Annotated in this window: 24 protein-coding genes, 1 pseudogene and 1 riboswitch; of the genes and pseudogenes, 10 read left to right on the forward strand and 15 right to left on the reverse strand. The window is 36.6% G+C overall.

Translation table 11 applies throughout. The features are described from left to right. Window positions 1-7 precede the first annotated feature (7 nt). From ACU5DF_RS12310 to ACU5DF_RS12325, 4 genes are all read right to left on the reverse strand, one after another. Window positions 8-862 carry a DNA ligase gene (locus tag ACU5DF_RS12310; protein ID WP_446713075.1) on the reverse strand — a complete coding sequence of 285 codons (855 nt, stop codon included), beginning with the start codon at window positions 860-862 and terminating at the stop codon, window positions 8-10. A 215-nt stretch (window positions 863-1,077) separates the two neighbouring features. Continuing rightward, window positions 1,078-2,049: a sensor domain-containing diguanylate cyclase gene (locus ACU5DF_RS12315; protein ID WP_446713076.1), complete on the reverse strand. Its 972-nt coding sequence runs from the start codon at window positions 2,047-2,049 to the stop codon at window positions 1,078-1,080. Then, the gene (locus ACU5DF_RS12320) at window positions 2,049-3,020 is read right to left on the reverse strand and encodes a response regulator (RefSeq protein WP_446713077.1); all 972 of its coding nucleotides are present in this window, start codon (window positions 3,018-3,020) and stop codon (window positions 2,049-2,051) included. The genes ACU5DF_RS12315 and ACU5DF_RS12320 overlap by 1 nt, the downstream gene beginning before the upstream one ends. 92 nt (window positions 3,021-3,112) lie before the next feature. After that, window positions 3,113-4,585, reverse strand: a complete 1,473-nt coding sequence (locus ACU5DF_RS12325) for an MATE family efflux transporter (protein WP_446713078.1) — start codon at window positions 4,583-4,585, stop codon at window positions 3,113-3,115. A 160-nt stretch (window positions 4,586-4,745) separates the two neighbouring features. On the opposite strand from ACU5DF_RS12325, the gene ACU5DF_RS12330 reads away from it, so the two are divergent. Both ACU5DF_RS12330 and ACU5DF_RS12335 read left to right on the forward strand, forming a co-directional pair. Continuing rightward, on the forward strand, window positions 4,746-5,252 hold the full coding sequence (locus ACU5DF_RS12330; RefSeq protein WP_446711479.1) for a helix-turn-helix domain-containing protein: 507 nt from the start codon (window positions 4,746-4,748) through the stop codon (window positions 5,250-5,252). After that, a pseudogene (locus tag ACU5DF_RS12335) lies at window positions 5,216-6,094 on the forward strand (IS3 family transposase); the annotation flags it as partial. The gene ACU5DF_RS12330 and the pseudogene ACU5DF_RS12335, both read left to right, overlap by 37 nt. A 101-nt stretch (window positions 6,095-6,195) precedes the next feature. Here the strand turns inward: ACU5DF_RS12335 and ACU5DF_RS12340 are convergent. Together ACU5DF_RS12340 and ACU5DF_RS12345 are read right to left on the reverse strand one after the other, a co-directional pair. Further along, complete coding sequence (locus tag ACU5DF_RS12340; RefSeq protein WP_446713079.1) at window positions 6,196-6,942, reverse strand: hypothetical protein; 747 nt, start codon at window positions 6,940-6,942, stop codon at window positions 6,196-6,198. Between the two features lie 78 nt (window positions 6,943-7,020). Continuing rightward, window positions 7,021-7,179 (reverse strand): hypothetical protein, encoded by a 159-nt coding sequence (locus ACU5DF_RS12345; RefSeq protein ID WP_446713080.1) that lies wholly within the window; start codon window positions 7,177-7,179, stop codon window positions 7,021-7,023. A gap of 301 nt (window positions 7,180-7,480) precedes the next feature. Next, a riboswitch (glycine riboswitch) is annotated at window positions 7,481-7,586 on the forward strand. A 96-nt stretch (window positions 7,587-7,682) separates the two neighbouring features. Between ACU5DF_RS12345 and ACU5DF_RS12350 the strand changes: the two genes are divergently transcribed. Beyond that, window positions 7,683-9,065: an alanine/glycine:cation symporter family protein gene (locus ACU5DF_RS12350; RefSeq protein ID WP_446713081.1), complete on the forward strand. Its 1,383-nt coding sequence runs from the start codon at window positions 7,683-7,685 to the stop codon at window positions 9,063-9,065. A 378-nt stretch (window positions 9,066-9,443) separates the two neighbouring features. Further along, on the forward strand, window positions 9,444-11,090 hold the full coding sequence (locus tag ACU5DF_RS12355; protein ID WP_446713082.1) for a mechanosensitive ion channel family protein: 1,647 nt from the start codon (window positions 9,444-9,446) through the stop codon (window positions 11,088-11,090). A 94-nt stretch (window positions 11,091-11,184) separates the two neighbouring features. On the opposite strand, the gene ACU5DF_RS12360 is transcribed toward ACU5DF_RS12355, so the two are convergent. Further along, a complete protein-coding gene (locus ACU5DF_RS12360; protein ID WP_446713083.1) occupies window positions 11,185-11,814 on the reverse strand; it encodes a LysE family translocator in 630 nt (209 codons plus the stop codon). Window positions 11,815-12,050: 236 nt separating this feature from the next. Here ACU5DF_RS12360 and ACU5DF_RS12365 point away from each other — a divergent pair, with 236 nt between their 5' ends. From ACU5DF_RS12365 to yfaE, 4 genes are all read left to right on the forward strand, one after another. Then, window positions 12,051-12,182 carry a hypothetical protein gene (locus tag ACU5DF_RS12365; RefSeq protein WP_099047720.1) on the forward strand — a complete coding sequence of 44 codons (132 nt, stop codon included), beginning with the start codon at window positions 12,051-12,053 and terminating at the stop codon, window positions 12,180-12,182. Window positions 12,183-12,380: 198 nt separating this feature from the next. Continuing rightward, complete coding sequence (locus ACU5DF_RS12370) at window positions 12,381-14,249, forward strand: sensor domain-containing diguanylate cyclase (protein ID WP_446713084.1); 1,869 nt, start codon at window positions 12,381-12,383, stop codon at window positions 14,247-14,249. Continuing rightward, a complete protein-coding gene (locus ACU5DF_RS12375) occupies window positions 14,242-14,463 on the forward strand; it encodes a diguanylate cyclase domain-containing protein (RefSeq protein WP_446713085.1) in 222 nt (73 codons plus the stop codon). The genes ACU5DF_RS12370 and ACU5DF_RS12375 overlap by 8 nt, the downstream gene beginning before the upstream one ends. Window positions 14,464-14,504: 41 nt before the next feature. Next, window positions 14,505-14,801 carry a class I ribonucleotide reductase maintenance protein YfaE gene (gene yfaE / locus ACU5DF_RS12380; protein WP_446713086.1) on the forward strand — a complete coding sequence of 99 codons (297 nt, stop codon included), beginning with the start codon at window positions 14,505-14,507 and terminating at the stop codon, window positions 14,799-14,801. A 28-nt stretch (window positions 14,802-14,829) separates the two neighbouring features. Here yfaE and ACU5DF_RS12385 read toward each other — a convergent pair whose 3' ends face one another. Further along, a complete protein-coding gene (locus tag ACU5DF_RS12385; RefSeq protein ID WP_446713087.1) occupies window positions 14,830-16,065 on the reverse strand; it encodes a CinA family nicotinamide mononucleotide deamidase-related protein in 1,236 nt (411 codons plus the stop codon). A gap of 241 nt (window positions 16,066-16,306) precedes the next feature. Here ACU5DF_RS12385 and ACU5DF_RS12390 point away from each other — a divergent pair, with 241 nt between their 5' ends. Both ACU5DF_RS12390 and ACU5DF_RS12395 read left to right on the forward strand, forming a co-directional pair. Beyond that, window positions 16,307-17,479, forward strand: a complete 1,173-nt coding sequence (locus ACU5DF_RS12390; RefSeq protein WP_446713088.1) for an aromatic amino acid transport family protein — start codon at window positions 16,307-16,309, stop codon at window positions 17,477-17,479. Window positions 17,480-17,653: 174 nt separating this feature from the next. Next, window positions 17,654-18,571 (forward strand): DUF3943 domain-containing protein, encoded by a 918-nt coding sequence (locus tag ACU5DF_RS12395; protein WP_045101918.1) that lies wholly within the window; start codon window positions 17,654-17,656, stop codon window positions 18,569-18,571. 1,114 nt (window positions 18,572-19,685) lie between these two features. Here ACU5DF_RS12395 and ACU5DF_RS12400 read toward each other — a convergent pair. From ACU5DF_RS12400 to ACU5DF_RS12430, 7 genes are all read right to left on the reverse strand, one after another. Continuing rightward, window positions 19,686-20,084: a hypothetical protein gene (locus tag ACU5DF_RS12400; RefSeq protein WP_045101916.1), complete on the reverse strand. Its 399-nt coding sequence runs from the start codon at window positions 20,082-20,084 to the stop codon at window positions 19,686-19,688. Between the two features lie 204 nt (window positions 20,085-20,288). Further along, window positions 20,289-20,942, reverse strand: a complete 654-nt coding sequence (locus tag ACU5DF_RS12405; RefSeq protein WP_446713089.1) for an MBL fold metallo-hydrolase — start codon at window positions 20,940-20,942, stop codon at window positions 20,289-20,291. A 62-nt stretch (window positions 20,943-21,004) separates the two neighbouring features. Further along, on the reverse strand, window positions 21,005-22,123 hold the full coding sequence (locus ACU5DF_RS12410) for a DUF1513 domain-containing protein (protein ID WP_446713090.1): 1,119 nt from the start codon (window positions 22,121-22,123) through the stop codon (window positions 21,005-21,007). Beyond that, window positions 22,104-23,123, reverse strand: a complete 1,020-nt coding sequence (locus ACU5DF_RS12415) for an imelysin family protein (RefSeq protein ID WP_446713091.1) — start codon at window positions 23,121-23,123, stop codon at window positions 22,104-22,106. Before ACU5DF_RS12415 ends, ACU5DF_RS12410 begins: the two co-directional genes overlap by 20 nt. A gap of 10 nt (window positions 23,124-23,133) precedes the next feature. Then, window positions 23,134-24,534 (reverse strand): di-heme oxidoreductase family protein, encoded by a 1,401-nt coding sequence (locus ACU5DF_RS12420; protein ID WP_446713092.1) that lies wholly within the window; start codon window positions 24,532-24,534, stop codon window positions 23,134-23,136. 185 nt (window positions 24,535-24,719) lie between these two features. Beyond that, window positions 24,720-25,973, reverse strand: a complete 1,254-nt coding sequence (locus ACU5DF_RS12425) for an imelysin family protein (RefSeq protein ID WP_446713093.1) — start codon at window positions 25,971-25,973, stop codon at window positions 24,720-24,722. A gap of 230 nt (window positions 25,974-26,203) precedes the next feature. After that, entirely contained in the window at window positions 26,204-26,803 is a 600-nt protein-coding gene (locus ACU5DF_RS12430; protein ID WP_045101910.1) for a GTP cyclohydrolase II, read from the reverse strand. Between the last annotated feature and the right edge of the window lie 182 nt (window positions 26,804-26,985).

The raw sequence follows: 26,985 nt of genomic DNA on the forward strand, positions 1-26,985 counted from the left end.
ATTTCTTTTAATACCCTTCACGAACAGCGAGATATCGCGCAAATTTTGGGATCCCATTATCAGTATATCCATTATAGCGATATGTTATCTGCGTGCCTATCTCTGGTGGATTTGCTCTTACTGCATCACTTAATCCACTACCGATTTTAAACTCTTTTCCATTAGGCATTCGTAATATAAATGCTCCGACCATTCCTTTATACTTACCTTTCCCATCGGTATATCCTACAATTATTGCTTCGTCGTCATCATGTTTTTTGACTTTAATTAAATCATCACTACGGCCAGAGCGATAAATCGTATCTAATTTTCGTAGCATCACACCTTCGCCGTTACGAGCAGAAATATCGTCCAATATATTAAAAAGTTGTTCTTCAGAGTTTACAGGATGATGAACCACAAGCTTTAAATGTGGTACTTTAAAAGATTTTTCCATTGCTGATAATTCATGATATCGTTTTGGGAACACTCCTACCGAGCCTGGTAAATCAAACATCATAAAACGAATATCACGCCACGCCTCTTCATCCGGTTTAAAATCCAACACAGTTCTCGCTACTTTTTGAAAGCCACCTCTTCCCGCCCATAATTCACCATCAATCGCATGCGCAGGCAGCGGATCAGTAAACCACTTTGGTGTATATATTTTATGTCCTTTTCGAGTAAGTAGCTCTGAGCCAGTCCAATAAGCTCGTATACCATCAAGTTTTTCACTTAGCCAATATAAATTAATATCTAATTCACGTTGATAGTTACTTGCCAAAGTTAGAGGAATTGAAGCAGTATTAGGTTCGTCAAATGCTGATGCTATTGGGGATAATAGTCCTATAGCGACCAATGTCGATAACGTAGAGTTTTTCATAGAAACCTAGCCTATTTATGATTAATCTCATTAGTTATCATTGCACGTTAAAATAATATTCTTTATCAATTCAGTCGTTACATTTTAGCTACTTCGATCCATCTCTAAATTCAATGTAATCTATTCAATTCAAAATTACTTAGCAAAAAAAATGGCGAATACGACTACTCAAGTAAGCATCGTATTCGCCATTTCTCATATTACTATTGCTACTATTACTTTAAGCCAAAGACAACTGTTTGATTTTTACCTTTATTTTTCGCATCGTTTAGCGCTTTTTCAGCTGTTGCTATCCACTGCTGATAACTTGACATCGCAGAGTTAAATTGACTAACAGATAGGCTGATAGTGTAATTCTTCTCTATATCATTGCAATTGATAGTTTTAGTTTCAATTCGCTTACGTAAACGTTCAGTAAAAAACATAGCTTGGTCAGCAGATGTTTCAGGTAAAATAGCCGCAAAAATTTCATTGCTGTAACGACCAGTAAAATCACTTCTACGAGCTGTTTTATGCAAGGTACTTGCTGTTAATTTAACAAACTCATCACCAATCAGTCGGCCATAATTTTCATTGATTTCTGACAGGCCATCAATGTCTAATAAAACCAATGTAGATACTTGATCAGAGGTGTTATTTTTATGAAATTCATCGCCCAGCATGTTGATAAGTTGGCTTTTGTTATATAAGCCTGTTAATTCATCAAATTGATTAAGCTTAGATAAATTATGACTAGTTTCACGTAAATGCAACTGGTTTTTTGCCATTTCTGAGACATCATGCACCATAATACAAATGTGGCTCACATCACCACGCTTATCTAACATAGGAGAAAATACTAGATTTTGGTACATGCTTGCTACACCATCAGACACAGGTGTAAAATTTTGAAATGGGAACACCATCGGGCGCTCTTCCCAGTTAGAAAAGCCATTACAATTTAGCTGACGAGTTAAATTGATTTTTGCTTCTAACCATGATCTTGGTGCCGTTGGAAAAAGTTCAAATAATGATTTTTTCATCGCTTGAGCAATATTAATACCACTATATGCTTGCATAAAATGGTTCCACGCACATATCTTATAATCTTTATCAAGAATAAGAACGCCTGCATCCATATTGTCAACGGTCTGCACCGCCCACTCATACTCTTCTTCGTTCAATGCTCGCTTCGTAATATAAGTCATTACACGTTCTCCAAGAAAGATTGAATGGTATTGACCGACTTTGAATCAAGTAAAAACAGTACCTCACATTCAAAATCCATAGTTTCAGCTAAAAAACTGTATTCTAAAGCAAACATATCTTGGATGTTTCGTGTATTACTGATATCGATTTCACGCTGAACTCGATCTACAATACTTGGCTGTCTTGTTGTAAACATCGCTCCAAGTTGATCGCTCAATGCTTGAAGATAAGAAGAAACCACAACACCAGAAATAGTTAATACAATCTCATTCGTTGAGATACTTTCATCTGTTAGACCCATATTACGACCAATGGTTTCTGCATCTTTTCCACGCATACATACCAAAGCTTCACCATGAATACCATGGCCACTAAAGCGTTGTGATATTGCCATTGCACCTTTATGGGAGAAAACATCTTGCAGGGTCATGTCAAGTTCACCGGCCACCATTGCCCAAGCATGTGGAACTGGGATCGTAATAAACTCACCTAAATATTCAGAGAGCAATGAAGCACCACGGCCTAAAGCTACATTAGTAAGCTCTTTTAGCTTTTTCATACCACTGACTTTGTTATCTTCAACATCAACAGACTCTGATTTAGAAAAGGTAAATACAACGCCTAAATCATGTTCATATTCAAGTAATTCGTCAGGTGAAATAGGCTTTTTAATAAAAGCAAATGCACCAAGATCCAAGCAGCGGTCAATAGCCGTTTGCTGGACATCACCAGAAATAACTACCACTTGAGTTGGGTAATCAATATTTGGCATTTCAGCCAATACTTCATAGCCATCCATTATAGGCATAGTTAAGTCTAAGAACATTACATCAATGTCAGTTTCCTGCATGACTTCAAGGGCATTTTTCCCATGCTCAGCAAAAATTACATGTTGATCATTCGTTTTTGCGATACAGCGAGCGATGGCTTTTCTTGCAAATGAGGAGTCATCACATATTAGAATATTCATTCTGGTTGTTCACTCTTAAAATAACATACAACCCACCGTACCATAAATAGACAGAACATCGAACTGTTTATGTTGGTTATATTATAAAATGATTAACCAGAAAGAAATGGATGCTTCAAATTGTCATTGTCGTTTTTTACACCACTTTGCATAATAACTGCATCATTATTGCAAAATGGTGACATCGTTACGCTAACATTACTAATCATATTATCATCAGGAGTCGATTTTAAATGTTCCCTTACCATACCCACAACATGAACTCGTAAAACAATCAGACTGATGATACCAAAAACAATATTCCCTAACGCCTGTCCATATAAAACACCAAGACCGCCATACCATTGCGCCCCAAAATAAACAAATGGAAGCGTTCCTACCGTTGCTTTACTGAGATTTAATGCTGTTGAGTAAAGCGGCTTACCTAAATTGTTAAATGATGTATTAGCAACAAACATCGTACCATTGAAAATAAAAGTGATGGTTATCACACTACAGAATGTAGCCATGATCAAAGCGGCATCTCCAACTAGATTAAACCACGCAATAATATAATCTTGAAGAACAAATAAAATCAATGACACCGCTATGCAATAAATCGCCATAAAAAATAGGGAGTTTCGCAAGGTTTCTCTTACCCTATCAATACGGTCTGCTCCATAATTTTGTCCAATGATCGGACCAATTGCTCCAGACATGGCAAAAATTACCGCAAAAGTTACTGGAATTAATCGTCCAATAACGGCAAAACCTGCAACAAAATCCTCGCCAAATGGTGCTAAGGTTGAAGTGACTATTGCATTTCCAATAGGTGTTGCAGTATTTGTAATAATGGCAGGAATGGCAATGGTAAAAATAGCAGACGAGTGAAATTTAATGTCTTTCCACTTGGGTAAAGAAATAAGTTTATGAGTAAAAATAAGAGGGTATAAAGAAAAAGCTAACACGGTGAGCCTAGAGATAACAGAAGCTATCGCAGCCCCTTCGACGTTCATATTAAAACCGAAGATAAAAATTGGATCTAAAACGGCATTAACGATTCCACCATACAATGTTGCTAGCATCGAACGTTTTGCATCACCAACAGCCCTAAGACCCGCACCTGCAGCCATAGCTATTGCAATTAATGGTGTACTTGGTAAAAGAATAGAAAGGTAAGCTTGAGCTCGCTCAGCAACGACTCCTTTTGCTCCAATCATTGCTAATAATTCAGGAATGAAATAAAACATCGTCATTGTCACAATACTATTAACAATAAACGCAATAAATAGAGTACTGCTGGCAAGTTGTTTAGCTTTTTCATTTTCTTTTGCACCGAGCGCTTTCGATACTAAGGCCCCCATCGCAATAGAAGAACCAATAGAAACAGAAGTAGAAAAGAAAATGATGGTACCTGCAAACCCAATGGCAGCTGCCAGCTCTATTTGCCCTAGTAAACTAATAAAAAACATGTCAAGTAAGTCAACGACAAACAAAGCCATTAGCCCTATTGAGGCTGTTCCCGACATAACTAATATATGACGTATTGTCGAACCTTGAACAAATTTAGCTGTTTGATTGCTCACCTGTCTCTCCATTCATAAAATTTCACAGTATGCTATATTCTTTACAATTAAACCTCAAGCTAAATGTGAATAATTCTCAACTAAAATTAAGTGTATAAAAAAAGCCACGGTATGAACTGACCCCCAATAATTGGACAACCAATTACTGAGGGTCTTTTTTATGTCCAAATATAGTCGTGAGCTAAAACTAATTATTGCTAAGCAGTGCTTAGTTAGTCGTACATCAATTCAATTATCTAAAGAATATTCGATATCTGCTCGTCAGATACGATATTGGACTCAAGTATTTTCTATCCATGGTAAAAACTCATTTTTACCAACTACACATGCCGATAATGCCAAAACAAAATTACAAGCATTGAAATTAATGTGGACTAACAGTTGGTCTCTCACTCACACTAGTGCAGTATTAAACTTATCCTCCCCTGGCACGCTATCAGTCTGGCTTAAAACATATAATGAAGCGGGGTTTAAGGGACTCAAGAATAGTAATATAGGAAGGCCTTCAATGAAATTATTATCCAATACTACACAAAAATCAGATGACGAAATGACCATTGAAGAGCTAAGAGAAGAGTTAAGTTATTTACGAACAGAGAATGCTGTTCTAAAAAAGTTCGAAGAGCTGAAACAGAAAAAACGCCAACAAACAAAGAAAAAGCGTTAATTGTTTTAGCTCTCAAAGCTAATTACCCTTTAAAATATTTACTTCGTATCACCAGTTTGGCAAAAAGTGTCTTCTATTATCAGGCTCAAATAAGTAGAAGGCCTGATACTTATGAGCATGAGTTAGAGATGATTGAGTCTATCTACCATGAACATAAAGGACGTTATGGCTATCGACGGATCCATTTAGCTATGCGAAGAAAAGGTGTAGAGCTGAATCATAAAACAGTACAAAGGCTGATGGCGCAACTAAACCTAAAATCTATAGTAAGACCCAAAAAATATCGTTCTTATCGAGGAGAGGTGGGTAAATCAGTCCCAAATGTACTTGAAAGGGATTTTAGTGCTACGAAACCAGATGAGAAATGGGTAACCGATGTAACAGAATTTAAAGTTAACGGACAAAAAGTTTACCTATCGCCAGTGGTTGATTTATTCAATCAAGAAGTTATCGCTTATAAAGTGACAAAGAATGCACGTTTACCGCTAGTCACGGATATGCTTAAAGAAGCAATAGGCAAACTAAGTAAGGGCTCGAAGCCAATTTTACACAGTGATCAAGGTTGGCAATATCGACATAAGACTTATCAACAGGAACTTGTAAAGCATAGGCTTCAACAAAGTATGTCTAGAAAAGGAAACTGCTTAGATAATGCAGTAGCTGAAAATTTCTTTGGTTTACTTAAAACTGAAATGTATCATGGATACATCTTCAAGGATGCAGATGAGTTAATAGAAAAGATCGAAGAATATATCGAGTATTACAATACGAAGCGGATTAAGGTAAAACTAAAAGGCCTGACTCCGATAGAATATCGAAACCAGGCCTTACAAGCCGCTTAACTAAAATGTCCAACTTAACGGGGTCACTTCAGTATGAACTACCATGGCTCTCATGTCATCACCCTTATTTAAGGAGAGAAAGCCCCCTTTAAAGGATAGTACTACATTCCTAAATCTTCACTTATGAGATCGATTTCTTTTATATCCATTTGCAATAATTGGAGTTCATCATTGTATTGATTTATCTGCTTCTGTGCTTCTTCTTGTTGCTTACATACATCAGATTTAACATCCCAACTTTTTCCTTCAAGATACACTTTACACTCTTTTTCTAGTTTGCTTTCTGTTGTGGTTACCGTGTCAATTTTCATTTCTAAATGGTTTGCCTCTTCTTTAAGTTGAAGTTGACGCTGAAATAATTGCTTTGAACGAGACAACATCGTAATTTGCAGATCCACTTGGTGTGTCAATTTATTAATCTGTTTATTTTGTTCTTCAACTTGCATTTCTAATGATGCGCCACGAGACTGTAAAGCCTCAACTTCGCTTATTAAGGAACTATGCTTTTTCGACTCCAGTAAAATAGCTTGGGCTTTTTCTTCATCTAAACTTTTCTTTTGAGCTTGTAATGCCTGCTGTTTCTCTTTTGCAATCAAAACATCAAGGTCAGCACTTTTAATTTCAGCTTGATTTAAATCGGTTTGATACTGCTTTGTTTTTACTTCCAACTGAGTATATGCGGCAGACCATTTACTATCAGATACGCTAGAGCCAACTAACCCACCCGCAATCGCACCAATAATCAGAGTAACTCCGGCAACCCAGTGACTCAATTTAGATTTTTCTTCGATAATAATAACGTCATCATCATGATCGTCCGTCATTCTGGTTTGATTTTCTACACTCACGCATTAACCTCTAAGCATTTATAGACAGGGTATCTAGTGTAAATAGTTATCTACACCTTTTGTTAATAATAAGACAACTTATCGGATAAGTTCTGAAATCATGATATACGCTACATAAATCACAACACCTGTAACAGATATATAAACAACCGACTTTTGTATTTTTTCATTCGCTCTGTATTTAAATAAAAGCGCAGAAAGAGCAAACAATAAAATAATGACAGCAATTCGTAACATAGTACACCTCACTTTTTATTTATTTTAGCACACTTTAATAAGGTAAATACTTGAGTTATCGTTGTTATTTTGAGCAAAGAAACCGATTTCGATCAATTTACCTTTAATTTATAAAGAAAGTACATGACAAAAAAATGTGACTTGTCTAACATACTTGGCTTAGCTACTTCGTAGCTTACAATTTGTTGATCCGATGAAGACTGCAGGAGAGCGGCAACGCCATTATTTGGCAACGCCCACCGAAGAAGTAAATCTTTCAGGTGCCTAATTCAAAACTATGAATAAGGTGAGGACTGTAGTTGGAGGAATCTCTGGAGAGAGCCGTTAAATCGGCCGCCGAAGGAGCAAGCCATTATCTGAAAAATGATAACGGTGAAACTCTCAGGCAAAAGGACAGAGGAGAAAGTGATCCGATTAATCTCGGCTCTATACTATTGCCTATTTTTTGGTTTTGGTACACCACTCTCTCTTCTCCTTTCTATATGTTTTATTAAGGGGAAACCATGAACACCTTTCACAATCTACTTGTTACTATCGATAATTTTATCTGGGGCCCACCACTATTAATTTTATTGGTTGGTACAGGTATCTACTTTACATTTAAATTACGTATTTTTCAGTTGCGTCACTTACCCACTGCGCTAAAAATGGTCTTCTCAAAAGAAGAAAATGAAAGCAAAGGAAAAGGAGATGTATCAAGCTTTGCTGCCTTATGTACCGCCCTATCTGCCACTATTGGTACGGGTAATATAGTAGGTGTAGCAACTGCGATTAAAATGGGAGGGCCAGGAGCTCTATTTTGGATGTGGCTTGCAGCTGTCTTTGGAATGGCAACCAAGTACGCAGAATGTTTATTGGCAGTAAAATACAGAAAAACCGACAGCAAAGGCCAAATGATCGGTGGGCCGATGTATTACATTGAATATGGCATGGGCAATAAATGGCTTGCTAAGCTATTTGCTTTCTTTGCTTTAGGTGTTGCTTGTTTTGGCATAGGAACTTTTCCTCAAATCAATGCGATTGTAGATTCAGCTCATCTGACAATGAATGCCCCTGCTTGGTTAACTGGTGGAATTTTAACGGTTCTTGTCGCGGTTGTTACTTTAGGTGGGATTAAATCTATTGCTAAAGTAGCAGAAAAAGTGGTTCCAACAATGGCTGTCGTTTATGTGGTTTCATGCCTTTCGGTATTAATCATGCAAGCTGAAGCTCTACCTTCTGCAATTCAACTGGTTGTAACATCTGCTTTCACTGGCACCGCAGCTACTGGTGGTTTTGTTGGTGCATCAATCATGTTAGCCATTCAATCTGGTGTTGCCCGTGGTGTATTCTCAAACGAATCAGGCCTTGGTAGTGCCCCTATCGCTGCCGCTGCCGCAAAAACAGACTCTTGTGTAAAACAAGGTTTAGTTTCTATGACTGGAACGTTTTTTGACACTGTTATTATTTGTACCATGACAGGTTTAACCTTAGTGGTTACCGGCGTTTGGCAAGGTGATGCTGCAGGTGCATTAATGACAACTCAAGCCTTCGCTATTGGTTTAGGTTCTAACCAACTTGGCCCTTATTTAGTCTCTATCGGTCTAATGTTCTTTGCTTTTACTACTATTCTTGGTTGGAACTATTACGGTGAGCGTTGTGTTACCTATTTATTTGGCTCTAAAGGGGTAATACCTTACAAAATTGTTTTTATCTCTTTAGTTGCTTCAGGCGCTTATATGCAACTAGATACCATTTGGGTTATTGCTGATATTGTCAACGGTTTGATGGCGATTCCAAATTTAATAGGATTAATTGCATTACGCCACATTATCATTGAAGAAACTCACCTTTTCTTTAAGAAACAAAAAGATAATGATAAAGGAATCGCTTTCAATCAAATATAAAACACTTTAAAAAGCAAATTAAAAGTGTATCGACACATATTGATACACTTTGTTAACTAAACTCCAGTAATGTAATTTATAAATTTGCTATACTAGTCTTGAACTAATTTACGAGGTGATATATGGAAATATTAACTTTGTTGTTTGGCTCAGTACTATTGGTAATGACAATTGGATTTTTTTGGTCCTTTTGCAAAGCACTAATTATTGAGTTTAAAAAACTTGATTAAAAAAAGCACTACCGTAATAAAAGCAGCTTTCGTGGCTGCTTTTTTATTTCGCTAACAAATTTTCTAAAAGTTCTCCTGCCACTTTCTCTTATTTTTCATTACAATAAAGTGATATCCACCTAATTCATACCACTGTTAGAGAGGCTCTATGCGTAATTTAATTTGGCTATTTCTTCTTTTCAGCTCGCTCTCTTTCGCTAATCAATCCCAAGACTTAGTGGAGTTAGGCAACATCAATAATGAGGTTACTCGTTTAAAACAAGAAGCCTCTTCATTTACAGGAAGCGATCTTGCTGTAATTCGCGTTCAACAAGTCGATAAAAATAATGAACTTCGCATTGTATTATCAAGATTAGTTAATCGCCACAATGAATCAACTTCTCAGTTATTAGTTAAAGAGGTAAAAGCTCAGATCATATATGCTGAGCGCTCTATCGCTTATTTAGATCGAGACATAAAAGATAAGCAAGAACTAATAGACAGCTCAGATATTGAACATAAACTCGTACTACAAAATACCTTAAAAGAATCTAAAGATTATTATTACCTCGCTCTAAATGATCAATTTGAAAACTATCAATGGTTAACTCAACTTGATAAGCCAGAGAAAACAAAAGCCCTCGCCTTTAAATTGCTAATTGATCAAAAAATCAAGTTTCTTTCTGCCTCTCTAAGCTTCGATACCAGCCGTGAACAACTGCTTTCAGATCAACTTCAACACTCTTCTGATTCGGAAAAATCATCTTTAACCTTAGATCATTTATTTTTCGAGAGAAAAGTACAAAACTCAACTAATGGACTTGAACTGTTAATTGCTATTGCCGACAATTTAGACATTGATACAACAGAATATAAACGCCAACTTTTCTCAACGACAGGTGATTTAACGGAAGATATTCTTAATTTCCCTGTTATTGCAGCTATTTTAAGTGACTGGTTCGCATCTGGCAGCGACTGGGTACTAAAGCATGCCCCTGATCAATTTTTAAAATTTCTTGTTTTCATTTTAATTCTTGTTGCAACACGTTTCATTGCCCGGCTTACAAGTAAAGTAGTACTAAAAGCTGTAGTTCAACCTCACTTACACATGAGTAAACTAATGCAAGACTTCTTTGTTTCGATGTCTAGTAAGCTCATCTTCTTCATCGGTATTCTTATTGCTTTTTCTAAAATTGGATTAGATCTTGCACCTGTTCTAACTGGTTTTGGGGTTGCTGGTATTATTATTGGTTTTGCATTGCAAGATACATTATCTAATTTTGCATCGGGTATGATGCTACTAATCTACCGTCCATTTGATGTCGGTGATTTTGTTGAGGCAGGAGGCGTGTCAGGTAAGGTAAGTCATATGAGTTTAGTAAATACCACGATTAAAACGTTTGATAATCAAATCATTATTCTACCTAACAGTAAGATTTGGGGAGATGTGATTAAAAATGTAACTCATGAGCGATTACGTCGTGTAGATATGGTTTTTAGTATTGGTTATAACGATAGCATTGAACATGCTGAAAATGTATTAGCTGAGATTATAGATGCTCACCCTGCTACCCTCAAAAAACCTGAACCAAGCATCAAGGTTCATACTCTTGGTGCCTCGTCCGTTGATTTTATTGTTCGCCCTTGGGTTAAAACTGACGATTACTGGGATGTCTATTGGGATGTTACTCGTGAAGTAAAGCTTCGCTTCGATCAAGAAGGTATTTCAATCCCGTTTGCACAGCAAGATGTACATGTACATTTCGCAAGAAAAGACAAAAAATTAGCTAACACACATAATGCTGATAATGATTAAAAATAGAGCACCCTTAGAGTAAAGCTTTACAAGGGTGCTATATAGATAATTTAATACTACGTAGATGTAGCATCTTTATGTATTCTTTTTAACTTTATTTAGAGACTAATAAATTAGCCCCTAATAAAATCAATACTCCGCCAGTCACTCTTTCAATGCGCTTTGTCATTTTCTCACTCGACATTAAATCTTGCGCCTTTTCAACTAATACTGCAATTCCACTCTGCCAACACATAGCGATAATAAAATGAATACTTGCCATTAAGAGTGATTGAATCAATGCACTGTATTCTGGATTAATAAACTGGGGTAATAAAGCCAAATAGAACACCGCAGTTTTAGGGTTTAAAATATTAGAAAGAAAGCCCTCTTTAAATGAAGAGACTAACGACTTATTTTCATTCGATGCCATTGTTGCAATGTTAACTTCTTGATGTTTATTAAAAGTACTCTTAATTGATTGAATACCTAACCATATTAAATACAACGCACCTATTACCTTCACTACTGTAAACAGCTCAGCTGAACTCACAAGTAGAACTGACAAACCAATAGCTGACATTGTGGCATGTACAAATAATCCACAACAAATACCGAAACTACAAGTTACACCTTCTTTCCAACCACCTCGAGAGGAGTTTCGTATCACTAGAGCGGTATCTAACCCAGGAGTAATAGTTAACAATACAATAGCAATAAAAAATGCCCAAAAGTCCATTATCATTAATAACTTCCATATATTTAGTAATTAATCAATATACCTTATTTATTATTGATTAACAGTTCATTTAAATTAATTTATAAATAATCCAGATGATTCTACATAAATTTACTTATTTAATATGATCCTATTGTTTATATAAAATTAGTCCATATATAGATCTTTCTGACCTCGATATGAAAGTTATTCGTAGCTAAGATCGTTAAAGTACATGCATTCATATCCGGGGGGAATTTATAATGAATCATGTTAAACTAGAATATCAAGTAATGGGTTTTGGCAATTGGATTACAGCGACAGTATCTACTGAAATCGCAAATAAGCTAGCAGAAGAGTATAAGTCTTATGGCTGGCCTGTAAAAATCAGCTAATATCATAGAGTTATAACACACCTTGTTAATTTAGCGAGGTGTGTTATTAGAAAAAAAACGGGGTATTATAAATAACATTTTGATTACAAATAGAGAGCTAATCCACACTTCTGCATCAATTCTGAGACATCACTTCATATAATCACTAGTTTATTCTATAATTTCTTGTAATATCATAAAAATTATAAATATAAAACTATGGCTAATAATCAATGGTACGGGTACTTGCTCGAACAAGTGCGTCAGCTTCCAAGGGCTTCATCCAAAGAACAAGTTCAATTTCAGCTCAACACGATTGCACTTGAAGCATCAAAAAACTCAGAAGAAATCCCTTCTGAGTTTGAGTTAATATTTCAAGCTTATCTTCTCTCACGTTCAGGCAGACTCATCGAATCAATCAGTCAGTTTTTTGATGCGATTAACTTTGCCCAACAAAGCAACCAAAAGTTTCTTATCTGTTTCTGCCATTATAACATTGGTACAGTCTATGGCATGTTAGGTAATTATTTCTACGCCCATAAATTTTTAACCAAAGCAGAAAAATCACAACAATTCTGTGATGATTTTATTACTGGGATCATTAAAAATAATATCGGTGATATTTTCCGCCAAATTGGTAATTTCAGCGAAGCTCTTAACTATTTGCACGAAGCAACAATTCTATTAGAGCAAAGTGGGCCAAACTCTCCCACTGCTCTTTCTTGGTTAAATATAGCTGAAATAAAAGCAAAACAGACTCATTTTGATGAAGCATTAAGTATTCTCAATTACCTTTTTCCTAAAATTCAAGACCAACCACGATATCTAGGTTTTTATTTTAAAATTCATGCAGAAATAGCAAATGGATTAAATGAGATTGGTGATGCAGAACATTACCATCTGCTATCTATTGAAAATATGAAACAGTGCCAAAATGATTATGACCATTCCGAAATGATCTTAGAATATTGCCAGTATTTAACCGGATATAACCAACATTCAAAATTGGATGCTTATATTGAAGAAGGGCTTAATATTGCTAAATGCATTGAAAGTGATAAGCTAATTGATGGCTTTAACGACATCATCTTACTTCGTATTAAAGACATTGAAAATATTGAAGTAAGGGAAAAACATTATCAATCATTAACTTCTTCTTTACTCAACTCAAGAAGAGAGCTATTGAAAAGAGAAAGTGATTATCTACAACAACTTTATCGCTTAAATACGGCAAAATTAGAACTCAGCACGATGAAGTCACTGTCTCAAAATTTATCAGTGATTAATAAAATCGGTCAATACATTAATAATAATACTGATATTCAAACTATTTTACCGCAAATACAAGAAGACTTATCTACGTTATTTCAAATTGATATGCTTGGTTTAGGTTTCTATGATAGTGAAAAAGATAGTATCACCATTCATTATTTAGATGATAAAAAAGCTGCACATCCTCCCTATATTTCTCCTTGTCATACACAAGCAACTTACATGAGTTATTGTATCAAAAGTAACTCAGCTTTCTATTTTAATCATATGAATAGCGAACAAAAAGTTGCAATGCTTGGAGAGAGTTGCGACCCTCAAGTAGAGTTTAAATCTGTTATGTTCTCTCCAATTAAAATTAATGGCGAGATACAAGCAGGTTTTACCCTACAAGCAAAAGAAAGTTATCAGTACCAAGCTTTCCATTTTGAGCTTTTTACTCAACTGATAAACTACATTTCTATTGCGCTTGAAAACCAATTTAACCGCAAGCAGCTTTTACATCTCTCACAAACAGATCATTTAACTCAGTTATTAAATAGAAAATCTCTTGAGGCGAATTTTAAACAATTAAAATCTCAGCACTGCCAGAATTACACCGGCATTATGATTGATATTGATCACTATAAAGAATATAACGACACTTATGGCCACGTTGAAGGTGATAATGTTCTAATTCAGATCAGCCATTTAATTAAGCAGCAGTTCTACGGTCTAAATCAGCAGGTATATCGCTATGGTGGAGATGAGTTTTTTATACTAGCTTCTGATATCTCTCAAAAAAGCCTGAATAAAAAATTACAGTCAATTATTGACTAGTATACAAGCCTTATTGATCCCTCATCATGAATCAACGTGCTCCCCTTACCTTTCTGTTTCTATCGGAATTAGTCAAATTATCGATCATCAACATATTTTAACTCTTAATCAATTAATTGAACGTGCAGATAAGGCTCTTTATACCGCAAAAGAGAAAGGTCGAAATCAATATCATCATCAATCAGAGGGTGAGATATTATACCAACTCAGTTGATTATGTTATGATTTTATATCGATTTTCGCGTAGAAATAACAATGAAAAAGATAGAAATAAATAGCACGATTACAATAAATGATTCATCTAATAATTCATTATTAGAAACGTTAGAAGATCAAGGTATTATAGCTGAATCTCAATGTCGAAATGGTGATTGCGGTAGCTGTCGTTGTACTTTAGTTTCAGGGGAAGTTAGTTATTCAACGTTTCCCCTAGCCTTTTTAGCGCCTAATGAAATCTTACCTTGTGTCTGTAAAGCAGAAACTAGCTTAGTAATAAAAGATCTTAATTATCAATTATTCAATGATAGAAAAACAAAAAACGACTCTAAATAGAGCCGTTTTAATCGCCATAAATCTGAGTTTAATTTAATGCACTTTGGGGCACATAAATCTCAGACTCTCTATTTAATGACTCATAATGACCAAACATAGGTTTCTTTTCTAAACATCGACGTAGCATATCTAACATTAAAGTTGATAATATAGAGCGCACTTCATTATAACTGTAATCTCTTTTTAGACTAACTAGCTGCCCCCATTCACCGTAAGAGGTAGATAAAGCGACTGCAACTTTGCCTTGTAACATAGGGCCTGACGACAAACCTATAGCTGTTTGAGTACGTTCACGTGTTGCAGCAGCTAATGCTAAGGCAGCGGCAAGTGGGTCTTGTCCTGCCATTTGTTGGTCGACTTGAGAAGATAGGATCCAACCCTGCTTCATATGAGATCTGACCTGCTCATCTTCCTGCAGCCAATTAGTTAACCAACCACCTGTTGATTGTTCTGCTACTGTGAAGCTAAGTGAGAATTCATTTAATAACGCACCAACATTAGGCAATATAGATTCGTCAACGCTAACTACATTATCCCCTAATAGATGATACATCTTTTCTAAAACAGGAAAACGACCATCATGATTTGCAGGGCCAAATAATTTAACCTCAATAAAAGGTAATGAAGAGCGATAGCCAATTTCGAATCCATGTGGTAAACGAAGTTGTTGTAACTTATCTTGAATACCAGATTCTGACAAACCAAAAGTAAATAGACGGCTGCATTCAGAAGCTTCTACCATTGGGTGCCATTGCTTCATTCGAGGTAATATCTGATGCTCAGTCATCACTTTAAATTCAGATGGCACACCTGGAGTAAAAATCACAATAGACTTATTAACTTCAATAAAGAAGCCACAAGCAGTACCCACAGGGTTATCAATTAGTTGCGCCCCTTCAGGTAACATCGCTTGCTTGATATTACTTTTTGGCATTTCCTTGCCCTGCTCTAAATAACGAGCTTGCATTCTATCTAACCAATATTGAGACATCACCAATGGTGCATTTAACACCTTAGCCGCAGCCTCGCTAGAAATATCATCAGACGTTGGCCCTAAGCCACCATTTACAATCACAACTGACGCACTTTTCGTTTGATGCTGAATCTCAGCCACTAATGCCTCAATATTATCACCCACAGTAGAGCGGTTAGATAACTTAAAACCATGCTGATAAAATAATTGAGATATCCATGCCGCATTAGTATCTACAATGTCTCCATGTAGAATTTCTTCACCTGTGCTAATCATTGCTACTTGCAACATGCACCTTTCCTCTTTTGATATTTCTATAATTGACTTTAATTTATCATATTAATCGATTTAAAAAACCTATGTCACTTTAAATTTCGATCAGCATCATCCCTACCACTAGGTGTAAATATTTAATTACATCGAGTGTAATTTAATTATTACAATAATTTGAATTAACAAGAAATAAAAAGTACATTGCACTCATTGATAAAATCATCAAATTTCAATTTATTTAGCATAGAAGTATAGATATATGAAAACAAAAGTACTCGGAAGCTCATTAATTATAGCAGGAACAACAATAGGTGCAGGTATGTTAGCCTTGCCTCTGGTATCTGCTAGTTTAGGATTCTTTACAGCAAGCTTATTAATGGTTGGGATCTGGGCTATTATGAGCTATACAAGTTTATTGATGCTAGAAGTACACCAACACGGCGAGCGTAATGCGACACTCCACAGCCTAGCATTTCAGTTTTTGGGGAAATACGGACAACTCATTGCTACATTTGCTATGTTATTTCTCTTCTACGCTCTTTGTGCAGCCTATATCGCAGGCGGGAGTGAGCAGTTTCATTCAAAAATAAATTCTATTACACCATTTGAGTTATCAAAAACAGCTTCTACTGTGTTATTTACTGTTATCGTTGCGACCGTTATCTCACTAGGAACCAAGGCTGTCGATATTATCAATCGTGGTTTATTTACCTTAAAACTGGTCATGCTGGTTTCTATTTTAGTTTTTTTAACACCAAATATTACAGGTGAATACTTATTATCATTGCCTGTTCATCAAGGTGTTTTTATTACTGCATTACCTGTAATCTTCACATCATTTGGTTTCCACGGCAGTATTCCTGCCATTGTAAACTACCTAGAGTTAGACATTAAAAAAATCAGATTAAGTTTATTAATTGGCTCATCCCTTCCTTTGATCATCTATCTTTTCTGGCAAGGGATCACTTTAGGTCAATTATCTCAAGCTGATTTTGAGCAAGTCGAAGGGCTAGGACATTTTATTCTAACCATACAGCAATCTATCGATATGTCTTTTATACAACAAGCATTATCATTGTTTGCTGATTTGGCTTTATTGACCTCTTTTATTGGTGTTAGCTTGGGCTTATTTGAATTCCTTCGTGATTCTTCAAAAAAATGGCAACAATCTTCAATTATTACGGCTTTGCTAACTTATACACCACCAGTCTTATTCGCAATTTTCTATCCTGAAGGCTTTATTCTCGCGCTTGGATACGCAGCAATAGCTCTAGTAATTCTAGCTTTATTTTTACCAGTAGCACTGACTATATCTGCACGTAAGATCCACAAAAATGCAGCTTACCAAGTCGCAGGTGGCAACATTGGGCTTTTTGTTGTAACCATGTTTGGCTTCATTATTATTGGTAGTCAAATAATTAATTCTCTCTAAGTTCTCGCAAATAGATTTTTAACATTCAGTAGCTAAAACTGCTTAACACTCCAAATAAGGTTTGCCTCTCTTATAAAAATAAGATTAGCAGACCTTTATTTGTTTTATGTTTTGCATTTTATCTCTAATAGTAGATAATTGTGATCTAGCTCGGTATTTTATTAAGGACTTTTCGTGAAAAAACAAGCAATCGCCAGTTTGCTTTTAGGGTGCGCTGCTTCAACACAGGCACTAGCATTAGATACTAACAGTGCGTATGACATAAATTATCAAACGGATTGTTCTATAGATATTTACTCTAGCTATTGTTCCACTGCATCTTTTGACTTTTCACCAATGCGCTTAGATAGTGACATTACTCCCTCTAAAATTGCTGAATCTGATTCTTTTTCAACAGATCAAACTCTGCCTCATTATTTGCGAGTTTCTGATGAACGTGATTGGGATTACCTAATGGAACAATCTTATACCATCCTAGGTTTAAGTGTTGCGACTGTTGGTCTAATGACCCTACTTCCAGAAAGCATTACTAAATGGGATTCAGAGGATTCTAGTTTTAAGAATATCGGAAGTAAATGGAAAGATAATGTAAGTTCAGGCCCTGTATGGGATAAAGATGAGCACTTTTTAAATTACGTTATGCATCCTTATTTTGGTGGGGTGTACTACACTGCTGCACGTCACGCTGGCTTTAATGAATTTGAATCCTTCTTATACTCAACAACAATGTCTACATTCTTCTGGGAATACGGCGTTGAAGCCTTTGCAGAAGTTCCTTCTGTTCAAGATTTATTTGTAACGCCTTTCTTTGGTGCTGTTGTTGGTGAACTAATGTTACAACAAGAATTAAGCATTACTGATAATGGCGGTGAAGTAATGGGCTCAGAAACGCTAGGTAGTGTAAGTTTATTCTTCTTAAACCCTGTTGGACATATCCACTATTGGGTAACTGACGCTTGGGGTGATGATACAGAAGTAAACCTTGCTTATAATGCATGGTTTAGCAATGGAGATGCAGCTCAGTTTGCTTACGATGCTGGAATGCCTTATACCGACCAATTTGTTGGCTTAGAAGTTAAATTAAAATTCTAATAAGTAATTATAATTATTGGAATTAAACTAATTAAGGGGATCCGTTGCGATGCCCTTTTTTATGAATTTATACCAATCACAGTAAGTAAGTGAACAGAAATAGCGAAGGAAAAATGCTTGAAAACAAGGCGGCACTTTTCGACAAATAGTTTCGATAAGTAGTTATTCTACAATCAAAAATTTTAACCCAGTTATCGAGTATTTTAACCCGCTAGGATGATCAGTTATTCACTACGATTGGTATGATAATACCAACTATTTCATTACTCCAAGTGTAGTAAAAAAAGAGCATCGGTTAATATTAGCATTGTTGAAAAAACAATCAGATATAACCGTGTTGATTGTTCAATATTGAAAATATAGATTAAAGGTTTATATTCAGTAAGTAGCCATAAAATAACCAAAAGTAATATTTTCAATAAAGGTATTATTTCTATAAATAGCATAAGAGTAAATATTATAGCTATATACCCATAAATCATAAAGGTATTGCGGATTAACTTATTTACCTTGATGTAAAGAAATTGCAACAAGCCAATTGTAAATGCTAGTGTAATACTAATTATAATTGTATTCATCTACGCTCTCCGCAATAACTATTTCCAGATGTGTGGCAGAAAAGGCAAAGGTTTGTTTTTCTAATCACCTCGGTGATACCGTAAATACTGAGAAACACTTTCAGGCTCAATTTCAAATATATGTTCATCTTTAAAACGCACCAATAGTAATGATACTTATTATCATATGAGTATTTGGAAATTATTACTACCTCTAAATTTGACGATCTTTCAAAAATTGAAGGGGTATTATAAAAAAGCCGCTAGCTGTTAAGCGAGCGATATTAAATCGTTGCGATGCCCTTTTTTATACCATTGCCATTAATTAAATGGTCTATTTATTACGCAGGAAAACCACTTAAGAGCAAGGCGAAAATTCTGATAAGTAGTTATTCTACTTAAATAATTTTTAACGAAGCTATTATGTGATTTAACCAGTAATAATGACTAGAGAATTACTGGAATTGGTATTATGAACTCAAAATATTACAGACACAAAAAAGCCGAGATAAAAATAATCTCGGCTTTTTTGTGTCTTAAAGAGATTTACAGCAGCATTATGCAGCTTTATAAATCACTTTATTACCAGCAAGTTGTTCACGAACAACTAGGTTTTCTTCAACTAGCTTTTTCAAGCCACCTGTAGCCCATGCTGCCGCTTTTGATTCTTCTTGACCTGCTGCTAGACCAATATTCTTTGAATTGATCCCTTCAGGGTTCTGACAAACAACATCAAATACAGTCTGTTGCTTTGGCGTTAGAGCGATGTCTGTCGCTACTGTTGCCGCTTTAGGCGCTGCTGTAGCTACTGCTTCCACTTTTGTCTCAACTGGTTTAGCTACTTTTGCAGGTTTAGCTGCTTTTTTCACTTCAGTTGTTGGTGCAGATTTCGGTGCCGTTGCTTTGATGCGTTTATGCAGCTTAGACTGTACTTTACGTTTGTGAGCAATTTTCATGAAACTTAAACTCCGTTGCGCTATTTCTACTTTGAAGCAATCAAGGCTCAAAAATGATAGCGGAAAAAAGATGTCAATTCCTAAAATGAAACTCATAATAGTTGTATCGGAATTGGCGAAGCGCGTTTTATACCAAAAAACGAGCAATATTTATAGAGATGGAAGCACTGTATGGCGAAAAGTGCGGCACTTTTGCCAAATTACTTACCAAAGGGGCATTTCATCCGCCACAAATGGGTTAGTTTTACGTTCATGACCAAATGTAGATTCTGGCCCGTGACCCGGAACAAATTTCATCTCATTACCTAAAGGCCACAATTTTGTTTTAATTGAGGCAATCAACGTTTCATGATCTCCTTTAGGGAAATCAGAACGACCAACACCGCCTTTAAATAGCACATCACCAACAAATGCCATCTTTGCTTCTTGATTAAACAAAACAACGTGACCCGGTGTGTGACCCGGTGTATGTACTACATTTAATTCTTGATTACCAAATTTAACTACATCACCTTCATTTAACCATGTTGTTGGTTCAAATGCGTCAGTGTGAGGAAAACCAAACATATGGCTTTGTTTTGGTAATCCTTGCAACCAAAAATTGTCTTCTTTATGAGGGCCAACAACTGGAGCATTAGTAATTGCTGCTAACTCCTGTGTACCACCAACATGATCCAAATGACCATGAGTTAATACCAAATTCACAACTTCAATTTTAAGCGCATCAATCGCTTGTTTGAGTAATTTCACATCACCACCAGGATCAATAACGACACCTTTCATGGTTTCATCACACCATACAATTGAACAGTTTTGCTGGTAAGAAGTCACTGGAATAATTTGGTATTGTAAGCTCATAATTTTCTCTTTCTAAAATAATTGCGCTAAGAATAACACGGCGATTATTGTAGGGGAATTATTCAGGCATTTGGCATATGATTCCAATGATTATCCCACATAACATTTGTTTGATGGCCTTCCACATAACCCTGTTCAGTTCGACTGACGATCTTTCCAGTCCCTGAGCTGATATACCATTGTGGTGTTCCATTGTTACTTGTACTGATCACAACACCAGACGCATCAGATAGAGCCGCGATTTCAATCAATTGATTCGTTGCTAAATTCCACACGCCATAACAGTTTCCTCTAGGAGAAGTCGCCACCACATGCTCACCAAGCACTGCAATACTTGCCACATAATGATTAAATCGAAGCCACTCTTCTGGCTCAGCATTTAACTGTACTAATGGTCTACCACGTTGATGTATCGCAACAAGTGGCATGCCCTCTTCAGGCTCTCCACGGTACTGCTGGCCACACAACACTCTGCCATCATCAGTCAATGAAAGATGCCGGATACTCAGCTTATGATCTGGTAAACCAACACGTTCAAGTACCTTCCCTGTTTCTGTAGAGAGGTAAACCAAAGCGGGATTCATCGAATCGATATTCATAGGAACTCGCCCTTGAGTATGAACACCGCCAACGCCAATCGCTAATGTTACTTCATCAACGCGTATTACCTCATGAGGACCAATACCAAACCCTGAGAACTCATTAACTTTTATAAGCTGAGATCCCTGTAATTGATACACACCAATAATGCCTTGGCTAGTTTCTTTCTCACCTTCTGTCGTATAAAGCGTTAAGCCGTCAGAAGAAAATACTCCATGCCCATAGAAATATCGATTAGGCCTTGATGGGGTAATGGGATAACTCACACCGGTTTTTATATTAAATAATTGCATGTAATTACCCGGACGTCGAGCAAAGGCAACCGCCAACTCGCCATTAGGCGTAATTGCAACTCCATGCCCTCTTTCTGGTAAAGGTATCGAATGAATCGGAGATCCTTCTTTATTCGCAACAACCGCACCAAAATTCCCATTCGAGGTTCGAGAACAGGAGATCAATGCAGGTCTATTATCTACCCCAGAAATCGACGAACATGCAGTAAGCCATGGCGATAAAGCAATAGATCCAATCCCAGCTTTTAATATGCTTCGTCTTTGCTTATTAATCACCATCGGTTGCATTAAACCCTATAGCAATGTCTAATTCTATAGCTACTTCTTCATGAATTAGGTATTTCAAATATTCTAATTTATTGTACAAAGCCAAGGTGTTTTGATAACCAGATTTAGTCTGTAATTCAGCAAATAACGATGATGATTGAGGCCATGTCTCTAGCGTAGAGTTAAAATGGTCTTCAATTCTTTCTGCTAAATCTGAATGACCTTGCTCTTGTAAATAACGATTAAGCCCAACACCATTTGCCAAATACAGATCACGCATAGCCACTACATTATATTTAAGCCAAGTCAGTGAAGTTTCTGAGCGCCACGATTCAGAAAAATAAGGTCGAGGCTGCCCCACTTTTGCCAACGGTCGACTGAGCTTTTTCATACTATAATCAAGTTGATTCGCAAGCAGAGCAATGTACTCATTTAACCACATAGTTTCATCTAACTGTGACCATGGGTTGGCCTGCCATGCTTGAGCAATCTTACTCGTATTAAGTGCCAAATTTGCAGTAATCGCTTGGCCTAATTGACACGAATCTACTTTTGGTAACGTCGATGAAGGATCAAATAATAACCATTCCACCGCACCTAAACCTTGAGTCGTAACACTCTGTTGTTGGATCAACTCACTATCCCAAGTTTGATCTTTTTTCAACAGTTGAGACATTTTACGCCCAGTGGTGTTTTTCTTATCAGGCCAAAATTGAATATTCCAATTTAAGCTCAATGCCGCTTCTGGCCCTCTCTCCTGACCTTGCAATGCCATCCACGATTGCATGGTCTGCTGCCATTGTATAACCACCGTCTCTTTTGCTGTTTGATTCGTACAATACCCTTCAAAACTCTCAGCCAATCGTTGACTAGATTCAAACAAACGTTGAGCAGATTGCTGTTCAATATAATAAACATGGTCAATCATATTTGTTGAATCAGGGATTTGATTCGCATCATTGGTGCTTTGGCAGGCTGTAAGTAACACTGTGCTGCTCAATAATAAATACGTTGTTTTCATGACCAACTCCTTATAACGAATCTAAAAATGCCAATAACGCCTTGCGATCTTTTGTTGATAACTGAACCACGTTATCGCGGGCTTGCTGTGCCTCACCACCGTGCCATAAAATCGCTTCTAGCGTATTTCGAGCTCGGCCATCATGCAGCATTTCGGTATGGCCATTCACTTCTTGTGTGTAACCAAGCCCCCATAACGGTGGCGTTCTCCACTCTTGGCCATTCGCTAAGAATTCAGGTCGATTGTCAGCAAGACCTTCGCCCATATCATGAAGTAACATATCCGTATAAGGATGAATTAACTGATTAGATAACGCCGGTCTGTCTTCAATTTTTGCTGTCTTAATATTCGTTTTATGACAACTTTCACAGCCGATATCTTTAAATAACTGTTGTCCTTTAATTACTTGAGGATCTTGAACATTTCTACGAATAGGTACAGCTAAATGCTGTGAATAAAACTCGACAAAATTTAAGATCTTGTCACTCACTTCTGGAGCTCCACCATGAGGCAGTTTTTCACAAATAGTTTGAGCTTGAGTGCAATCATCTTTAGGAAACATATTACTGGTTAAGCCTAAATCACCATTAAATGCCGCGGCATTCTGTTGCATTAGCGTTGGCTGCCCTGCTTTCCAACCAAAACGACCTAACGCTAACTCTTGAGCCTTAGCATCCCATACTTGATTAGCTTTACCTGAAATCCCTTTATTCTCTTGTTTCTGTTGCTCAGCAAAACCTAAAATTGTAGATTCAGGGATAGATTCTAATAAACCTAAACCAATCATTGGTGGAGCAATACGTGCAGACATCAATACATTATCTGCCATATCTCCATACGCTAGCTCTGTAATGGATAAATTGGGCTTACGTAACGTGACAACGTCACTATCAGAAAGCGTAATATGTTGTGATGTGTAAGTTATATGGATTTGCCCTTCTGGTTTAGCTCCAGATAGTGAAAAATCTTGTAACTGACCACCATAAATAGGCTCAGGGATCACCCCTTCTAAAATGACACGCCTTTTTTGCTCAGGAGTTAATGCTGGAATACTTAAGCGCACCAACATGGATACCGCATTTGTATCTCCCTCTCTCGGAGCATGACCTCGACCATCTTTAATATGACAATTCTGACAACCATTAGTATTAAATAATGGCCCTAAACCATCTCTCGCATCAGTAGAGGCTGGAGCTTGTACCCAAGGATTACGGAAAAAACTATTACCCACACTAAAATCTAATCGCTTACTCATAGGTAGATTTGCTGCGGGTAAAGAAAATGCGTTTTGGCCCTCCTTCTTCACACTCGTTTTACCACCAGACGTGATATCCATAGAAGTGTTACTTGAAGAAGCAGAGAAAGAAAGAGTTGAAAGTAAAGCTATTGCTCCAAGCATTACAGGTTTCATAATATCTGTATCCTGATAAATATTGCGCTTATCGATATACCTAATGTCGGTATAATTATATTTGTTTTATTTTGTATCAATAAGGCCAATAGTTGAAAAATAAAAGAGCTCAATCACTATATCGGGGGGAGTGATTGAGCTAATACCTATTTTTTAGATTGGTATAATGGTACTACTGCTTTTTCTTAAAATTCATGATCCGCAGTATCAGGATTTAAGCTTGTAATGCCAATTACATTTGCTGCACGCTCAATTGACGCCGTTTGCAACACCAAAGACATGATTGATTTGTTCACCAATGCATTACCCGCTGCATTATCTGATGCAATCAACTGATCAAAATGTTGGTTATCTTTTTCAGCCGCTGATACTAACGTACCAACTTGAGTGCGCGTTGCATCAAACTGCTGTTTAATTTCTTTCGCTGCTTTTTTATCTTCTTTAGCAACAAGATCATGGATACTTGGGCCAGATAATAGAGAGCCATCAGCACGCGTATAAGTACCTGTATATACGTTATAGATACCTTGCTCATTATAATAATGAGAGTTATGCGTGTTATCAGAGAAACAATCGTGCTCATCTTCGGTAGAGTTTGCTTCTAATGCCACTTTCATACGCTCACCAGCCAGTTCACCCAGCGATAATGAACCCATGCCAAACAACATTTTGCGTAAACCTTGTGTTGAAGACTCAGATAGCAGCTCAGCGCGGTAGTTTTTCTCGCCTTCTTTCCATTGTTTTTCCATCCAAGCAAGATCTTTAATTAGCAATTCAGATGCTGATTTTAAATATTCAGCACGACGCTCACAGTTACCATTAGTACATGCAGAGCCAATAACATAATCGGTATATGGACGCTCACCTGCACCTGCATTCGTACCGTTTAAATCTTGGCCCCATAAAAGAAACTCAATCGCATGGTAACCAGTTGCTACGTTTGCTTCTGAGCCACCAAGCTCATTAAGATCAGCCAATTTATCCGCTTCAATGCTTTTAACATCCAGAGTTTCTGCACCAATTTTGATTGAGGTAGAAGCAATGATATTTGCTTTAGCGCCATCATTACCTAATTCATATTGGTAATCATCAGCAACATAATCAATTAAGCCTTCATCTAATGGCCATGCGTTTAATTGCCCTTCCCAATCATCAACTACCGCATTACCGAAACGGAACACTTCTGATTGTTGGTAAGGAACTCGCGCTGCTTTCCATGCTGTTTTAACCGTTTGTAAGCCTTTCTCAGATGGGTTATTCAAAAAAGTGTGAATGGCTTTATCAAGTTGCTGAGCTGTCGTTAGTGAATCACTGTATACCGCGTGTGCAATATCAGCATAATGCTCTACCACATCCGCTTCTGTTGCTGCATAAGAAAAAGTCGGTAAAACAAAAAGTGATGCTGTAATAATGTTTCGAGCAAATTTGACGTGGTTCATAAATCGTCCTTGTTGAGCAAATGAATAGACTATGTGAATCAATAATTGAAATCTGTAAGAATTCATTAATGATAATAATTTTTATTTGCGTAATATACTTAAATCAAATAGAAATGCAAATATTTATCATTTAGATTAACCAAAATGCTGGAGATACAAAAAAGCCCCGTACAACGACGAGGCTTGTAATTTAACCAGCTAGGATGACCAGTTATTTACTACGATTGGTATTACTTATCTAAATTCAATTTATGACCATGATTTACTTTAGATTGTAAGTAGTGCTCATTCCCTTTTTTTACATGGGCGTGCGTATTCACAACCTCATCAAGTTTTATACCAAACCCTTGAATATCCTGTATTTTCTTAGGGTTATTGGTGACTAACTTAATAGTCGTAACCCCTAATGCTGCCAACATTTGTGCCGCTTCTTCAAAGTCACGTAGATCATCACCAAAACCTAAATGATTGTTGGCTTCATAGGTATTCATACCTTGGCTTTGAAGCTCATAAGCATCTAGCTTATTATATAAACCAATACCACGCCCTTCTTGACGTAAATATAAAATAATTCCGCCACTTTCTGACATTCGATTAATCGTTTCTTCTAATTGCTCACCACAATCACAACGTGATGAATGAAAAACATCACCCGTTAAGCACTCAGAGTGCATACGAACTAATGGTGTTGTTTGTGTTTTATCTGCTTGATTAAAAATGACAGCAACGTGCTCTTTTTCTGTTTTTAATCCCTCAAATGAGAGCATTTCTGCAGGGATATTACTTTGCTGCCCTACCATTAATTCAATACGAGCTCTTACGTTTGCCATGCTGATTTACTGCCTTTTTCAATGAGAAGATAAGTCTTCTACGATTTAATCAGATAAAAAGATCATAATACCAATCTAAATAAGTGACACTAACTTAAATTAGATGGCTATAAGCATACCTAGTGAAAAAGCAAGAATCAAAAAAAAGGCCTAACAAATGTTAGACCTTTATAGATAAATGA

This window comes from Aliivibrio wodanis, from assembly GCF_052920805.1.